At 38.1% G+C, this 16115-nt stretch carries 11 protein-coding genes; 6 read left to right on the top strand and 5 right to left on the bottom strand.

Features of this window, described 5'->3' with window-relative positions; genetic code table 11:
* Positions 1–9: 9 nt before the first annotated feature.
* Together ACT3CD_RS13990 and ACT3CD_RS13985 are read right to left on the bottom strand one after the other, a co-directional pair.
* Entirely contained in the window at positions 10–3165 is a 3156-nt protein-coding gene (locus ACT3CD_RS13990) for a SusC/RagA family TonB-linked outer membrane protein (protein ID WP_444646266.1), read from the bottom strand.
* A 685-nt stretch (positions 3166–3850) separates the two neighbouring features.
* Positions 3851–8032, bottom strand: coding sequence for a hybrid sensor histidine kinase/response regulator transcription factor (locus ACT3CD_RS13985; protein ID WP_444646265.1), 4182 nt, complete (start codon positions 8030–8032; stop codon positions 3851–3853).
* A gap of 521 nt (positions 8033–8553) precedes the next feature.
* On the opposite strand from ACT3CD_RS13985, the gene arfB reads away from it, so the two are divergent.
* The 5 genes from arfB to ACT3CD_RS13960 all read left to right on the top strand — a co-directional run bounded on the left by arfB (position 8554) and on the right by ACT3CD_RS13960 (position 11233).
* Positions 8554–8967 (top strand): alternative ribosome rescue aminoacyl-tRNA hydrolase ArfB, encoded by a 414-nt coding sequence (gene arfB / locus ACT3CD_RS13980; RefSeq protein WP_444646263.1) that lies wholly within the window; start codon positions 8554–8556, stop codon positions 8965–8967.
* Positions 8968–8996: 29 nt separating this feature from the next.
* The gene (locus ACT3CD_RS13975; protein ID WP_444646262.1) at positions 8997–9470 is read left to right on the top strand and encodes a hypothetical protein; all 474 of its coding nucleotides are present in this window, start codon (positions 8997–8999) and stop codon (positions 9468–9470) included.
* Between the two features lie 55 nt (positions 9471–9525).
* Entirely contained in the window at positions 9526–9930 is a 405-nt protein-coding gene (locus ACT3CD_RS13970) for a DoxX family protein (protein ID WP_444646261.1), read from the top strand.
* Positions 9931–10160: 230 nt separating this feature from the next.
* Entirely contained in the window at positions 10161–10994 is an 834-nt protein-coding gene (locus ACT3CD_RS13965) for an aldo/keto reductase (RefSeq protein WP_444646260.1), read from the top strand.
* Positions 10994–11233 (top strand): DUF3820 family protein, encoded by a 240-nt coding sequence (locus ACT3CD_RS13960; protein ID WP_444646259.1) that lies wholly within the window; start codon positions 10994–10996, stop codon positions 11231–11233. The genes ACT3CD_RS13965 and ACT3CD_RS13960 overlap by 1 nt, the downstream gene beginning before the upstream one ends.
* Positions 11234–11291: 58 nt before the next feature.
* On the opposite strand, the gene ACT3CD_RS13955 is transcribed toward ACT3CD_RS13960, so the two are convergent.
* Both ACT3CD_RS13955 and ACT3CD_RS13950 read right to left on the bottom strand, forming a co-directional pair.
* Complete coding sequence (locus ACT3CD_RS13955; RefSeq protein WP_444646258.1) at positions 11292–12929, bottom strand: AMP-binding protein; 1638 nt, start codon at positions 12927–12929, stop codon at positions 11292–11294.
* Positions 12930–12938: 9 nt separating this feature from the next.
* Entirely contained in the window at positions 12939–13502 is a 564-nt protein-coding gene (locus tag ACT3CD_RS13950; protein WP_444646257.1) for a helix-turn-helix domain-containing protein, read from the bottom strand.
* A gap of 727 nt (positions 13503–14229) precedes the next feature.
* Here ACT3CD_RS13950 and ACT3CD_RS13945 point away from each other — a divergent pair.
* Complete coding sequence (locus ACT3CD_RS13945; RefSeq protein ID WP_444646256.1) at positions 14230–14544, top strand: hypothetical protein; 315 nt, start codon at positions 14230–14232, stop codon at positions 14542–14544.
* Between the two features lie 62 nt (positions 14545–14606).
* On the opposite strand, the gene ACT3CD_RS13940 is transcribed toward ACT3CD_RS13945, so the two are convergent.
* Positions 14607–15878 (bottom strand): carboxypeptidase-like regulatory domain-containing protein, encoded by a 1272-nt coding sequence (locus ACT3CD_RS13940; RefSeq protein ID WP_444646255.1) that lies wholly within the window; start codon positions 15876–15878, stop codon positions 14607–14609.
* Positions 15879–16115 lie beyond the last annotated feature (237 nt).

Here is a 16115-nt window from a genome sequence, read left to right as displayed (position 1 = left end):
TTTAATTGATTAGAACGTTAGGTTAACTCCAAATGTATAGATGCGAGGAGATGGATAACGGGCGTTATCAATACCGCTCATTAAGGCATCCTGATTATATGAGCCAACCTCCGGATCATAGCCCGAATATTTGGTCCAAGTATAAACATTCTGCAAGTTGGCATAAACTTTCGCATTGGTCAGTCCAATCATACTAATCCATTTCAACGGCAAATTATAACCTATTGAGATATTCTGAATACGAATAAAGGAGCCGTCCTCAACATAACGATCACTCATCCTGTTATTAGCATTTGAAGAAGATGCTGACAGGCGATACATGTGCGAATCGCCACCGACCACGTGAAGATTACGATAATCGTCATCAGGGCCTGCCGGATCAATAACATCAATCCGGGCATATCCCAGGGCACTGGTTAACAAATTATGATTTTCACGAGGATTCTCCAACCAGCGTCTCTGGTAATTTATTATATCATTACCATAAGAACCAGACAGGTTAACCGACAAATCAAATCCCTTAAAAGAAAATGAATTACCCAACCCATAAGTAAACTCTGGTTCCGGATTTCCAATATAAGTACGATCATCTTCGTTAATCACTCCATCTTCATTCATGTCTTTAAAGATATAATCACCAATCCAGACGCCCGTTTGACTTATGCCAAGACCCTCAGGACGAGCTACCTCTTGTATCACACCATCGGCATCTTTGTAATAGAAATCGGTCGCTTCATTAAACCTGCCAATGATTTTATAACCATAGAATTGGCCTATTGGTTCGCCCACGGCAGTTCGGGTCACAATGGTTGTTTCGGATCCTTCCTGAATGGTTTTATCAATAGTACTAGACTCAGTATCCAATTCTTTAACTTTATTTCGGTTTAGTGAAAAAACCACGTTGGTTCGCCATTGAAAGCCACCTCTATCTACATTCACAGTATTTAAAGTAACCTCAACACCTTTATTTTCCAAAGCACCAATATTAGCCCATGGTGCTGAGGTCGAACCTTGTCCTTCAGAACCCACATAAGCCGGTAGTGGCAACATTAACAATAAATTATCAGTCTGTTTATAATAGGCATCAGCAATCAGCTCAACGCGGTTTTGAAAAAGATTCAAATCCAAACCAATATTGCTTGATTGAGTTGTTTCCCATTGCAAATCAGGATTTGCCATATTACCAGTAAGTTGCCCGGTACCCCAAACAGTTGTTACTGAAGACAAAACAGAAGTATATGCATACGCACTGGCGTTCTGATTGCCAACAGCCCCCCATCCCAGGCGGAGCTTTAAATTATTTATGACAGGATTATTCTGCATAAAAGGCTCATTGGAAATACGCCAGGCTATTGCCGCAGAAGGAAACCACCCCCATCGATTTCCATCGCCAAAATTTGAAGATCCATCTCGCCGTAAAGTAGTCGTTAGTAAATATTTATCATTAAAAGAATAAAACAAACGACCAAAATACGACAACAAAGCATGTTCGCCACTACTGCCATTAGCCTCAGCTGTTGTTCCGTCACCGGCATTCAAATCGTGCGCCGAATTATTCAAAAAGCCAGAACGGTAGCCTCGCAAATATTCCCATTTTGAATCTTGCATTTCCTGCCCCAACATAAAAGTTACACTATGAACATTGGCTAATATTTTATTATAAGTCAATATGTTACGCCATGACCAATACTTACTATATGATTTAGATCTGTCTGATTGAATTGTTTCATTGGTTATAGCCCCAAAAGAATAAGACGGATTAAACTTGTACGTATTATTAATTCCAAAATCGCTTGACAACTCAGTACGAAGCGTTAATCCATCGATAAATGAGCCTTCAAGAAAGACACTGCTTCTAATGCCCATTTTTTCATTTTCGTTTTCACGTAACATGGCGAGTCCAACGGGATTTGTTTGCACATACATATCTGTATCAGGGCCATCAAAGGTTCCATCGGCATTTCGGACGGCTACGTTAGGCGTTTGCTTCATGGCTATTTTAATCAACGATTGGCCTTCAACCGTCAAATTTTGTTTTGAATTACTTAATGCAAAATTAACACCTGCCTTTAACCAATCCTTCACTTGCGACTCAAAATTACCGCGCAAATTTATACGTTCAAATCCGGAGCCAATGGCAATACCTTCCTGATTAAGGTAACCCAGACCTAATGAATAAATTGATTTTTCATTACCCCCAGAAACAGAAAGATTATGACTTTGCATCACTGCCGATTGAAATAATTCATCCTGCCAATCTGTTCCTTCTCCAAATAATTCAGGATTGATAAAATAATTGTCATGTGGAACAAGCCCTGCATCAGCACGATCATTCTTGTGTTGTGCATACTGACGTAGATTCAACAAATCCAACTTACTTGGCATTTCCTGAACACCAACATAACCATCGTAGGTAACACGAGCTTCCCCGGCTTTTCCTCTTTTAGTAGTTATAATAATAACCCCATTGGCGCCTCGTGAGCCATAGATAGCCGTTGCAGAGGCATCCTTTAGGATATCCATTGAAACAATATCGGAAGGGTTAATGGAAGCTAATGCATTATCGCTTCCTGAACCCGTAGCAGCATCAATTACAACCCCGTCTATGACAAAAATAGGTTCGTTTGAAGCACTCAAAGAGTTGATACCACGGATACGGATAGATGAGCTACCTCCGGGTGTACCCGAATTCTGTTGCACCTGTACACCTGCTGCACGTCCCTGGAGTACCTGATCGATAGAGGTTGGAACCGATTTTTCGATAGCATCACTTGCTACCGAAACCATTGAGCCAGTCACATCCGAACGTTTCATTTGACCATAGCCGACAACAACCACTTCATCAAGTGACATAATATCTTCTTTCATCGACACGTCAATGGTTGTGCGGTTATTTACGAGCTCCCGATGCAGACTGAACCCCAAAAAATTAAATATAATGTTAGCATCGCTGGGTGCCTCAATCTGATAGTTTCCATCTACATCAGTTATGACACCCCTATTGGTACCTTCAATAACAATACTAACGCCAGGCAACGGTAACCCGGTATTATCTGTAACAGTACCCCTTACTGTTATATTCTGAGCCAAGGCTCCAAAAGGAACAGAAAGAAACAGAAATAATGCGACCATTATTCCTTTCCACAAAACATCAGTTTTTTTCATAAGACTTCAATTTGATTATTACGGTATTTGAATTATACTTTTTATATGTTAAAATAGACTGCATACTTTTTCATTAAAAAAAATCATTCTGTGCTGTTCTGTTGAAATTTTGAAAAAATTGTTGTCTTATCGTCGAAAAATTCTTTATCTCTAAAGAAAAAACACAGCTGATAACAACAATTATTAATTATTAACAAATGTAGATGGAGTTGCAAAATTAAAAGTCGAATATTATATGAAAATGGAGTAAATTTTATCTTTTAATGCTTTACTCTTGCGAATAAATTTAAAGTTGACGTATACCCACGCTAACGAGAATTAGTACGAAAATGGCAGTTTTTTTGTCCTGCGCACTCTCAAAATGGCCATTGACACCAAAAACACACATCTTTGAAACTGCAAAAGCTTTGAGTCTAGCCTTTCACCCCAAACTCCTTACTTTAGAGACATAAACAATAGCATCAATAGTACACTTTTATTATTTAGGGCAGAACAACATTAAGTTATTTTAGCAACGAAAAGCAGTGTGAAGAAAATCAAATAATAGATAAAAAACAGAATAAGTTGTTCCCCCTATTCAAAATACTCGAAGTCAGCATTGTTATGAATAAAATCAACATCAAACACAAAAAGCTTCAAATCAATTTATGTTATAAAAAAAGAATAGTGGTCTTTATCAAATCAATTATCCGTGATATTTTTTTATATATTCGGTGGGTTTTTCGCCAATTTCTTTAGCAAAGCACTTACTAAAATACTTGGGATCGGAAAATCCTACCATAAAACTAACTTCTGATACCGATAGTTTATCCTGCCGAAATATTTGAGCCGCCTTCTGAATACGCATGGTGCGTATAAACTCAACCAAAGACATGCCTGTTAAATCTTTTACACGCTTAAGTATAATAGAATGACTCATGTGCATATCATCAATAAGATTAGCAACATCAAAGGTTGGATCGACCATGCGACGTTCCGTAATTTCTTTTAATCTGGCAAGAAACTTTTCATCGGAAGTAGTAAGAACCTCTTCGGTAGGCGCCAGAACCATTTGCCTACTAAACTTATTTCTGAAGGCATTCCTTGATTTTACCAAAGACAAGACCTGCGCTTCCAGCACATTAATATTAAATGGCTTGATTAAATAATTATCTGCACCGGCACTTAATCCACCCACCATATTATCATCATCGGCCTTAGCCGTTAATATAATAATAGGAATATGTGAAGTGTTTCGGTTGGCTTTAATCCTGGTAGTTAATTCAATACCGTTCATACCTGGCAACATAACATCACAAATAACCAGATCAGGTTGAGCATCTTTAAAAGCCTCAAAAGCCTGACTACCATCAAAAAATAGACTGACATCAAAACGAACACCAAAAACAGATTTAAGATAAAGAGCCAACTCAACGTCATCTTCAATAATCCACAAATTCAATTTTTTGGACGCTAAATCATCACCTTCTTTCGGGTCTTCAGAAGCAGTACTGTGAACAACATCTAACTGTTCAGCGGTCCATTTATTATTGGTCAATTCAGCCTGAGTCTCACCAATTACCGCCTTCTTCACGGGAAGAACCACTTCAAAACAGCACCCTTTGGATTCATTGTTATAGACTTTTACACTTCCTGCATGCTGTTCCACAAACTCCTTAACAATTGAAAGTCCAATTCCTGAACCGCCCAAATGCCCCTGCTCTGTTTTCTTAAGTTGATAAAATCGGTTAAAAACTTTTTGAAGGGCGTGCTCCGGAATACCTGGGCCTTCATCAGAAAGTTTAAACACGGCACTGTTCCCAGCAACCTCTTCACGCTCCTCTATTTTAATATGCAACTGCCCATTTTCAGGCGAATATTTGATGGCATTCGACAAGAGATTATACACAACAGTACCGAGTAGACGTCTATCGGCATTTACCACGACATCGCCCGAAGACTCCAGATTAACAACGATGGACTTTTGATGAATAATTGCAGCAAAATCAGGCAATGTTTCTTCAAATAAATCTTTTAATGAAAAATTACTGTAAATCATTTGATACCGGTCCTTCTCCATTTTACGAAGCTCCAACAGTTGATTTACCTGATTAAGCAGACGCTTGACATTTCGAAGAATCATGGACAATACTTTACCTGTATCCGTTTCGGGGCCCTCTTTTTCAAGCAATTGTTGAAGTGGTGCATAAATAAGTGTAAGAGGGGTTCTTATTTCATGGGAAACATTGGTAAAAAAACGCATTTTTGCTTCCGCAATTTCGGTTTCTTTTTTATGCTCTATACTCTCAATAACAAACTGATTTTTACGCGTTACTGCGATTAATGAATACCGACGAAAAATAATCAGCAGAAACAGGAACACAAGAAGATAAATCAGATAAGCCCATACTGTCAGGTAAAAGGGCGGGTGGATTATAATCTTTAACTGGCGTACGGTATCAGACAGCACGCCATCGTTGTTCGTTGCCTTTACCTGAAAAACATATTCGCCAAAACGTAAATTGGTATAAGTTGCCCGGCGGCTCAAACTACTAACCTCCTGCCAGTTATCATTAAAACCAAGCAAACGGTATGAATACCGAACCTTATCAGGACTGGAAAAATGCAAAGCCGAAAATGCAAATGAAATTTCGTTGTCGTTAAAAGCCAGATCTAACTGATCGGTATAAGCAATATCATTTATTAGAATAATACGACCATTAACTTTCTCGCCAGGTAAAACTGACCTGTTATGCAGTCTAAAACCAGAAATATTAATACGGGCTTCAAAAGGGTTAGACGCTATACTATCGGGATCAAAATAGGTGATACCGTTTACACCGCCAAAAAACAGCCGGCCATTGCTGTCATTCCATGCACTGTTTTGGTTAAATTTTCCGGATGCTAAGCCATCATTAATACCATAATTTATCAGATTCTTATCCTTTATTGAATAGCGCGATAAACCTTTATTGGTTCCAAGCCACAAATTTCCTTTTGTATCTTCCTTTATGGAATAAACCATGTCGCCAGGTAGCCCCTGTTTCTCATTTATAACTTCAAATGTAATCTTTCCGGATTGAATGGCTTCATTACGCACCATTCCATCAGGAACAATAATTCGGTTCAAACCACTTGCAGTACCGAGCCAGATGGTCCCTTGTGAGTCCTCAAAAATATCAAACACATCGTTATAGGATAAAGAATTAATGCTGCCGGGTTGATGTCTGAATATCGTAAATGCGCCCCTGCGATGAATCACATCATCAAAAGGAGCCACATTAACTCCACCTCCTTTTGTGCCGGCCCATAGCAAACCTTTTGAATCAAGATAAACCTTTAATATTTTATCACTGCTAAGTCCCATTGTTTGCTCCGAGACCTCATTATATTGTTCAATTCTAAACGTTTTCTTATTAATGTAACCCAGTCCCTGCCCCCAGGTTCCAAACCAAACATTGCCACGGTGGTCGTCCATAAGGGAAAAAATAAAACCATTAACATCATAGCTTTTAAACCCTTCTGATTTTGAGTAACAAACCAAACTATTCGTAGCTGAACCGATCCACAATACACCATCGCTATCGCACAACAAATCCGAAATTTCACTTTTCCATTGTCCCTGACCGATATAAATACGGGGAATGCTATACAATTTATTAACGGTTTCCTGTTCGAATTTAAATACATCGATACCTTTAGCAGAGGTTCCGACATAAAGCAACTCTTTATTCCCGGTTATTGCCGTCACCAGATTGTCTGAAAGCCCCTTATTATCCCAGGAGTCTGGCAATATTGATCGAAATTGCTTGGCAAATAAATCGACGTATAAGGCCTCATGACTTTCTGTTCCTATCCAAAGGACGCCTGTTCTATCAATAAAAAGACTGTTCAGCAACTTATCTGAAATACGATTAGGTAACGTGCTTGTATTATTGAACACATTGGCTACCCTGTCGTCAACCATCCTAATCAACCCTGCCCCCCTAGTGGCAAGCCAAATATTCCCTGACTGGTCTTCAACCATATCTTCCACCCAATCCACAGGCAGTCGAAAGCTAACATCCGGCTTCGAAGTACTGTATTCAAAAATCCGATAATCGGTATGCCCCTGAACAGGATCTAACCGGAAAACGCCATCATAACTGGAAGTCCATATCCGTCCTTTACTATCCTGTAAAAGTGAGGTAAATACACTTTTAGTCAAAGTAATATCTGATATGGATTGGAAAGAATTTTGATTGATATCATACTCAAACAACCCCTCCTCGGCACCGGTCAAAAGCTTTCCCTCACCTAACAAAAGAATTGAGACTATAGGAATATTCTTCCGTATAGGAATAAATGGCACATTGGTCTTTCTGCGGAAAACAGCATGGTTCGAAACATTTATAAACTCCCCCTTTTCATGGGTATCGACCGGGGGTTTAAACAGAAAAAGCCCTTCGGTAGTTCCGGCCCAGATATTTCCGTTAGGATCACAATAAATATCACGTATTAAATCGTCATAAGTCAGATTGGTAAATCGGGTAATTTTACCTGTAGAAAGCTCCATTCGGTTAATACCGCCACTCCGGGTCCCAATCCATAAATAGCGATCACCTTCAATCTCTAAGCAGCTTACTTCGTTGTTGGAGATAGAATTAGTGTTTTTAGGATCGTATTTATACGACACAAATTCGTAGCCGTCAAATCGGTTTAGCCCGTCCTTGGTTCCAAACCATAAAAAACCCTTAGAATCCTGAATCATCGACAATACAGACGACTGGCTCAGGCTATTTGACGCCGATACCGTTCTAAAACTAATATCTAAGTCGTTACCCGATGCTAATTCTGTAATAAATAATAAAATTATCGCTACAAAAATTTTATTTAGTGGTAATGCCATATAACTCCTCTTGTATAATTAAGCGATAAAAAATCAATTTAGTGTCAGCAATAAAACTCCTGTTTTCGTTACTCTCGCTTTCAAAATGGACTTTTACACGGGTAAACTCAAATTTCTCAAGCTTCGGAAGTCTTAAATATGAAGTATTCTCCTGTGTCACAATAGTTTTCGGTCAAGTACAATTGACATAAAACAGACAGTTGGATGATAAAAAAATGATTCATTTCGCCAATAAAAATAAATCAGTGATAATAAAATATTCAAACATAATTTACATTTACAAAGGTTAAAAAAATATTCTAATTCCTTATAAATATTGTCTTGCTTTCCATTTTCCGTATCAGACAAAATTATTAGAGATGCTCAGACCATGGCATAACACTCAGTTCAAATAAAAATAATTATACGCAAAAAAAGTAGTAACTGTATAGGTTGCTTTATTTTGTTAAAAGACAATATTCAGCCAGGCAATAACTGCCCTAAGACAATAAATTATTGTACTTTTATTAAAAATAAAACAGATGTACAAATCGGTTTATCACAGGGATTTTTCATCCGAATGGAAGTTTTCAGCGGTACGGAGCAGCGGCGCTGGCGGACAAAACGTTAACAAAGTAAATACGCGTGTTGAATTACGATTTCCAATCACTAAATCGCAACAATTATCTGATGACGAAAAAAACTTGTTATATAGGAAGTTGAAAAACCGTATCAATTCAGAAAATGAGTTAATCCTAACCTGCCAAAGCGAACGCTCCCAACTTAGAAATAAACAGAAAGTGATTGAGCGTTTCTTTGATTTACTGGCCGAGTCATTAAAGCAGGAAAAACATCGCATAGCCACCAAACGCACAAAGGCTTCGCAACTCAAACGAATTGAAAGCAAAAAATTACAGGCATCTAAAAAAGAAAGGCGTAAGCCGCCAATGTTATAACACTATATTATTCAAACAAATAAAGAACCATGACAACAAACGACATTAAGCTGGGAAATGGAATAGGGGAACTAAAATTTGGCATGACCCGGGATCAGGTAAAAAATATACTTGGAGAACCCGACGAAATTGAACAAATTGAAGACGACGGTGAAACAGGTGCTTCCGAAGCCTGGCATTACGACAGCAAAGAGCTATCGGTTACTTTCGACGAAGAAGAGGAATGGCGACTTACTGCTATGGCAGCCAGTTCAGCAAGTATAAGCTTTGAAGGGGTCGATTTATTGGGATTAAGCCAGGAAGAAACAATGCAACAAATTGAATTGATGAATCTGGGTGAAATTGAAATCGATGATATTGTTGACGAAGATGAAGACAAACAGCAAGTAGCAAGCATTCCCGAAGTAAGTCTGAATCTATGGTTCGATGAAGGCGTTTTATCCGAAATTCAATGGGGCCCATTTTGGGATGACGAAGAAGAAGCCTATATCTGGCCCGAATAAACAAAATAAAAAAAAGTTGTTTTAGAGCTATTATCCAACTAAAACTTCTTAAAAAATGAAAACCTTATTCTCAAATGAAAAACATTTGGCAGCACTTTTTTTACGTGTAGGCTTTGGTTTTTTTATTGTAATTGGTCACGGCTTCGACAAACTACAATGGCTCATTGACGGAAATATTCAATTCCCCGAAATGCTGGGTTTAAGCCCAACCATAAGTTTAGGCCTGGCAACATTTGCCGAATTTGTTGCCGGAATAGCTGTATTAATTGGTTTCAGGACTCGTCTTGCTTCAATTCCGCTTATCATTACAATGTTAGTAGCCATTTTTATAGCTCATGCAGGCGACCCGTTATTTTTGACACATGGGCCAGCTAAAGAACCGGCCTTCATGTATTTGATCGGCTTTGTTGGAACTTTTTTATTAGGTTCAGGAAAGTACTCGGTTGACAGCTTAATTTGAACCGAATATAAAGTACTGCTTCTGCGCTATGTTACACTAGGCGTCAGACTCCCGACTTTACTGCTACTAAAAAACAAGTTAAAATAATAACAAACACCGACAGTCAGAACCATTTTTTCACAGGTCTGATTCGTCGGTGTTTTTATTTTCCTAAAACTATCAAAATCTATAAAAAATTATTAAATTAGAGTCACTCTTTATTTTTATACAATGCATAAAATACTCAAATTATGAAAATCACTGATATTAATGGCACCGTTGCTTTAGCAAATGGAGTAGAAATGCCGTATTTCGGACTTGGAGTCTTTAAATCACGTGATGGAGCTGAAGTCATTAATGCGATAGGATGGGCGCTTGAAGCCGGGTATCGTCATATTGACACAGCCGCCATGTATGAAAATGAGAATGGCGTTGGTGAAGCGGTGAAACGTTCGCATATCAACCGTAAGGAGATATGGCTGACCAGCAAAGTATGGAATTCGAAACAAGGATACGATTCAACCATTAAAGCATTCCAGGAAACACTCAACCGACTTGGCACCGATTATCTTGATTTATATCTGATTCACTGGCCTGTAAAACAAAAATTTACCGACACATGGAAGGCCCTTGAAACACTATACGAAGAGGGCAAAGTAAGAGCGATTGGTGTTAGTAACTTTTTGGAGCATCATTTGGATGAATTAATGCAGACAGCAAAAATAACCCCAATGATCAATCAATATGAGTTTCATCCACGTCTGATTCAGCCCGAGTTGCTTCAAAAATGCCGGTCAATGGGAATTCAATCGGAAGCCTGGAGTCCACTCATGCAGGGTGAAGTATTTGAGATAAAGGAATTACAGAAATTGACAAATAAGTACAATAAAAATGTGGCACAAATAGTTCTGCGGTGGAACCTGCAAAAAGGCGTTATTACCATTCCAAAAAGTGTCAACAAGGAAAGAATAATCAGCAACAGCCAAATATTTGACTTCGTCATTTCAGATGATGACATGAAAGAGATTGACCAATTGAACCGCCATCATCGAATAGGAGCAGATCCTGATAACTTTGACTTCTAATGGGAATAGATCAAAACAACCCTGTTACTGCAAGCAGGGAAATACTTAACGGACTTGTCACTCAACGCATGCCTTTTGGTAAATATAAAGGATGGTTGCTATGCGATATACCGGAACCTTACCTGGTTTGGATGTCACAAAAAAGTTTTCCTTCCGGAAAATTAGGAATGATGCTAAGAACCTTATATGAAATAAAGCTTAATGGGTTGGAATATTTGCTGAAGCCTCTAAGAAAATAAGAAAGAGGACCGTTCATAAATGACGGTCCTCTTTCTTAATGCCTCATATACTATCTGATTACCCTTTAGAAATCAGGGCTGTTGCCATCTCACGAAGTTTATACTTCTGAATTTTTCCACTCGCTGTTTTTGGGAAGTCATCCACAAAAAACACATGCTTCGGTATTTTGTAACGAGCTATTTGCCCTCGGCAAAACTCCTGCACCGACTCCTGGGTCAGTTGCTTATCGGTTTTCAGTTTAATAAAAGCACCAACAATTTCGCCGTACTTTTCATCGGGAATACCAACCACTTCAACCATCTCCACTTCAGGCATTCTGTAGATAAAATTTTCGATCTCGCGAGGATAAACATTTTCACCGCCTCTAATTATCATATCTTTAATGCGCCCTGTTATACGGTAAAAACCATCCTCTGTTTTAACCGCTAAATCACCCGAATGGAGCCACCCGTCTTCATCAATAGCTTTGGCGGTGGCTTCCGGATTATTATAATAACCTTTCATAACATTGTAGCCACGGCAACATATTTCACCCTGTTCCTCAACGGCGCACTCTTCGCCTGTATCAGGATTTACAATTTTAATTTCCACTGCCGGCAAATTGGTCCCAACGGTAGTAGCTCGTATTTCAGGAGAATCAAACACCCGCGTTGTGGTCATTCCCGGTGATGACTCTGTCAGTCCGTATACGCTAATAATATCTTTGGCATTCATTTTTGTCATTACGGCCTTCATTGCTTCTATCGGACAAAGCGCCCCTGCCATGATCCCTGTTCTAAGCGAGCTTAAATCGAACATATCGAACATTGGATGATTTAACTCGGCGAAAAACATCGTAGGAACACCATAAATAGAGGTGCATTTTTCTTTCTGGACACCAGCCAAAACCCGTAAAGCATCAAAATCCTCTGTCAAAACCATTGCTGCTCCATGTGTAACTACGGCACATAACGACAACACACAACCAAAACAATGAAATAACGGCACAGGTGTCATCACCCTATCTTTATTGGTATAATGCATATTTTCACCCACAAAAAAGCCATTATTCAAAATATTGTAGTGGGTCAGCATAACACCTTTGGGAAAACCTGTTGTTCCGGACGTATACTGCATATTGACGACATCATGACAATCAATTTTCGATGAAATATCAGATAAAAGACCATCATCAATGTTGTCTCCAAGCAACAATAGCTCAGGCGTATTATACATACCACGCCGCTTTTGGGGACCTATAAACACAAGATTCTTTAGGACTGGAAATTTTTCAGAAACAAGATACCCGCGTTCACAAGTCTTCAATTCGGGAATGAGCTCATTAACCATGCAAACGTAATCGCTGTCTCGGTATCCATCAATAATACAAAGAGTATGAAGATCTGCATTTTTAATTAAAAATTCGAGTTCAGCTAATTTATAATTGGTATTGATCGTAACTAAAACACCTCCCACTTTGGCTACCGCAAACATAAAAGTGACCCAGTCGGGAACATTATTGGCCCAAATGCCCACCTTATCATGAGGTTTCACCCCTATCCCAATCAGTCCTTTGGCCAGTTTATCAACCCTTTCGTTAAACTCCTTATAGTTAAAACGCAATCCTCGATCGGGGTAAACCACAAAATCATTGTCGGGCGTTTCCCCGGCCCACTTTTCGAGAATACTTCCCATCGTGTGTGTCAAAAACTCCATAACAATTTATTAAACAGGTTGATACACTACCGCCATTAATAATGCCTTATCATTATTGGCCGAATGAATTTGATGATTTACAATAGAATCCAAATAAATACTGTCGCCCTCATTCAATTCAATAAGGTCTTTACCATAATGAATCAAAATAGAACCCCGCAGTACATAAATAAACTCTTCACCTTCATGTGTCGATGCCAAAGGATTAGAAGGAACACCGGGTTTAATATCGACCAAAAAAGGTTCCATATGCCTGTCTGCTTTTTCGCGTGCCAAACTAAAAAACGCCAGCTTGTCATTTTTTGCGGCACTCGCATTGGTGTAACTGGCTGACAAATCAGCTTCTCCCTTACGCGTCACAACGGGTCCCTGGCGTACTTCGTCATCTAAAAATGTACCCAGGCGAACGCCTAATACCCTTGCTAATTTTATCAGCACCCCCAAAGAAGGTGCATACGTTCCTTCTTCAATGTTTTCCAACTGGTTAATTTCAAGTTGAACACGTTCAGCGACTTCGTCCAGAGAGAGCTTTTTATCGTTTCTTAGCGTACGAATTTTTTCACCAGGTTTCATCTAATTTCAGTTTTAAAATTTCAAAATCTAGTTTGCCATTATACATCCAATATAGCCCTCTGCAATTTCTCGTAAACAAAAATCTACCTAATAATATCAGTCAGACAATTCTTTCGGGACTTAAATCATATAAAAGCAATACTTACATATTTATTCCTTTTTAAGCAAAAATATATTAAATCAGCTTCATTCGGCCCAAAATAATTAGAAGATTAACTATCAAATTGAAACTAAAACAGGCTTACAGTTATAAATACAACGAACTAACAAATTACTATTCAGTTCATTATAAAACATTAAATATAACACAACAACCTAATTAAACAGATTAATTTATAATTATTCCATTTTACTATAAGATATTGTCAATACAACAAAAACCATTTAAAGCACTCAGCAACAAATATCGAACTAAATATCAATCAAACAGCCCCATAACATCAAAACAAAGACAAAATCAGGCAGTCGTCAAAAAAACAGCAGAAAACCAACAAAATTTATCAACAAACGCTTCGCAAATTCCATCCTTTCTATATATTTGAAACCAGAAATAAAACAACATCATTTTTTTTTAAAACACTGATAAAAAACCATATATAAACATTTAAAGAACAAACAAGAGACGTATACAGACCTATTTTTAATGGTTCAATATCAAAAACAAACAAGAAGATCTAAAAAAAGAGTGTAGAATTTGACCCATAAATTAATTTATAATTCTAATCAAATGAATGTACAAATTTTAAGTGCAGCCACGATCAGTAATAAATACGATAAGATTGTGGATTTTGAGGATTCTCCTGATGATTACTTAGTAGAGGGGGAAGACGAAGATTGGGATGACGATGAGCTCCCTTTCGATGATGATGATGATCTTCCTTTTGATGATGACGAAGATGATCTACCATTAGATGAGGACTTTGATGACGAGTTTGATGACGATGAAGAAGATGAAGAAGATGACGATTTCGATGGAGATCTTGATGAAGAAGATTTGGATGATCTTTTAAGCGAAGACTTCGACGAAGACGACGACTTTTAAAAAAAATGCCACTTCAGGATTTTGTCCCGGAGTGGCATTTTTTATCAGCCTAATAATTTAGATCAATTTTCTTTCAACTGTTTCTGAATACGTTTTATGGCGTTTTCAATAGGTTGCTCGGGCTCAATCACATTATAATCGCCCCAAAAATCTTCATTTGCAAAACCCTGAACGGCATCCTCCATTATCACATTCATTTTCAACTTATCGGAAGCTTTAAAAGAGCCATTCTCTGTATTTATTCTATCAGTAACAGCCAACTCCATCGTTGTATAATAATTGCTATTAAACAACTTCTTACGCCAGTTAATCTTAAAATCAACCTGGCCTCTGGAATAGGCAAAATACCAATGACCATCTTTCTCGCGATAGTTAACCATATAAGTTGCCTTAGTTGGATATACTTTGGCTCCCTTAGGCTTTTTACGTATAAACATACGTGCTGCCGCCTCCTTATTATCCAAATTCAGATTAAATGAAGCCGAAGTAATGGCTAAATTTTCGGTATCTACATATAAATCACCGTAAAACCATGGTTCACCTTCAACAGGCTTTTGCTGAAATGAAATAACATAGAGTAACCGATCATCTAATCGCGTAACCTTATTTATTTGAAACTGATATTCTTCAATATTTTCTTCATAAAACAAAGTGTAGGGTTCCTTCATGATGTCCAACATAAGTGCAGCTAACGGACCTCCCTGAAGCTTAAAAACCAAAGTATCTACCTTATCATAATCAGTACTCTTGCGACCAATTAACAAACTAACCTGATCAGCCCGCCCCGATGAATAGGACTGTTTATAAATATCAACCACAGCCTCTGTTAGCGACACATAGTTCCATCCTTTTTTTATGGTTTCACGATAAAAAGCGATATTTCGCATCGATTGATCCATATAATTCTCATTCCTGCGACCCATTATAGCCTTTATCAACAAATTGGGATCGGTAGGAAAAACTGAAACTTCCACCAAATTAACTGAAATAGGTTTTAATGCCAGTTTGTTAGCATCAGCCTTTAAAGATGTTAAGGGTAATTTCTTTCTATCATAACCGATAAAAGAAACCGATAAATCATTCTCAGCAGAAGATTCAGGAACTTTTAATATGAACTCTCCTTCCGAATTGGTTACCGTTGCAATATTAGTTCCCTCAACAGCTAAGGTTGCAAAAACCAATGGTTCATTTGTCGCGGCATCAATTACAATCCCTTTAAAAGACTTGAAATTACCCGAGCCATCATTCTGAGCCAAATTAGTAGAATAAAAGCCAGGAAACATGCAAAGTATAAAAACGAACTGCAAAATTTTGAAATTTGACGTTGCTTTCATAGTAGTAAATTTAAGTTTGACACCCTATCTTTACTCTATGACAAAACAAAATAACAATACCCTAGTTATTCGGTAAATTTATTTTACCATCAAAGACAACTCGTAGTAAGAACATCACACCCCCCGCTATAGTAAAACACAAAAAAAAGCCGATTCATTTCTGAATCGGCTTCTTTTTTTAAGAAAGGCAGCGACCTACTCTCCCACTGTTACGCAGTACCATCGGCGCTATAGGGC

The organism is Geofilum sp. OHC36d9, from assembly GCF_052400685.1.
Classification (GTDB): domain Bacteria; phylum Bacteroidota; class Bacteroidia; order Bacteroidales; family Marinilabiliaceae; genus CAZHHH01.
Note: the sequence above shows the minus strand (reverse complement) of the source record. Positions and strands in the feature narration are given on the sequence as shown.

Coding starts and splice junctions, on each gene's coding strand:
- ACT3CD_RS13990 (WP_444646266.1), bottom strand. CDS start 3,165: ATGAAAAAAACTGATGTTTTGTGGAAAGGAATAATGGTCGCATTATTT.
- ACT3CD_RS13985 (WP_444646265.1), bottom strand. CDS start 8,032: ATGGCATTACCACTAAATAAAATTTTTGTAGCGATAATTTTATTATTT.
- arfB (WP_444646263.1), top strand. CDS start 8,554: ATGTACAAATCGGTTTATCACAGGGATTTTTCATCCGAATGGAAGTTT.
- ACT3CD_RS13975 (WP_444646262.1), top strand. CDS start 8,997: ATGACAACAAACGACATTAAGCTGGGAAATGGAATAGGGGAACTAAAA.
- ACT3CD_RS13970 (WP_444646261.1), top strand. CDS start 9,526: ATGAAAACCTTATTCTCAAATGAAAAACATTTGGCAGCACTTTTTTTA.
- ACT3CD_RS13965 (WP_444646260.1), top strand. CDS start 10,161: ATGAAAATCACTGATATTAATGGCACCGTTGCTTTAGCAAATGGAGTA.
- ACT3CD_RS13960 (WP_444646259.1), top strand. CDS start 10,994: ATGGGAATAGATCAAAACAACCCTGTTACTGCAAGCAGGGAAATACTT.
- ACT3CD_RS13955 (WP_444646258.1), bottom strand. CDS start 12,929: ATGGAGTTTTTGACACACACGATGGGAAGTATTCTCGAAAAGTGGGCC.
- ACT3CD_RS13950 (WP_444646257.1), bottom strand. CDS start 13,502: ATGAAACCTGGTGAAAAAATTCGTACGCTAAGAAACGATAAAAAGCTC.
- ACT3CD_RS13945 (WP_444646256.1), top strand. CDS start 14,230: ATGAATGTACAAATTTTAAGTGCAGCCACGATCAGTAATAAATACGAT.
- ACT3CD_RS13940 (WP_444646255.1), bottom strand. CDS start 15,878: ATGAAAGCAACGTCAAATTTCAAAATTTTGCAGTTCGTTTTTATACTT.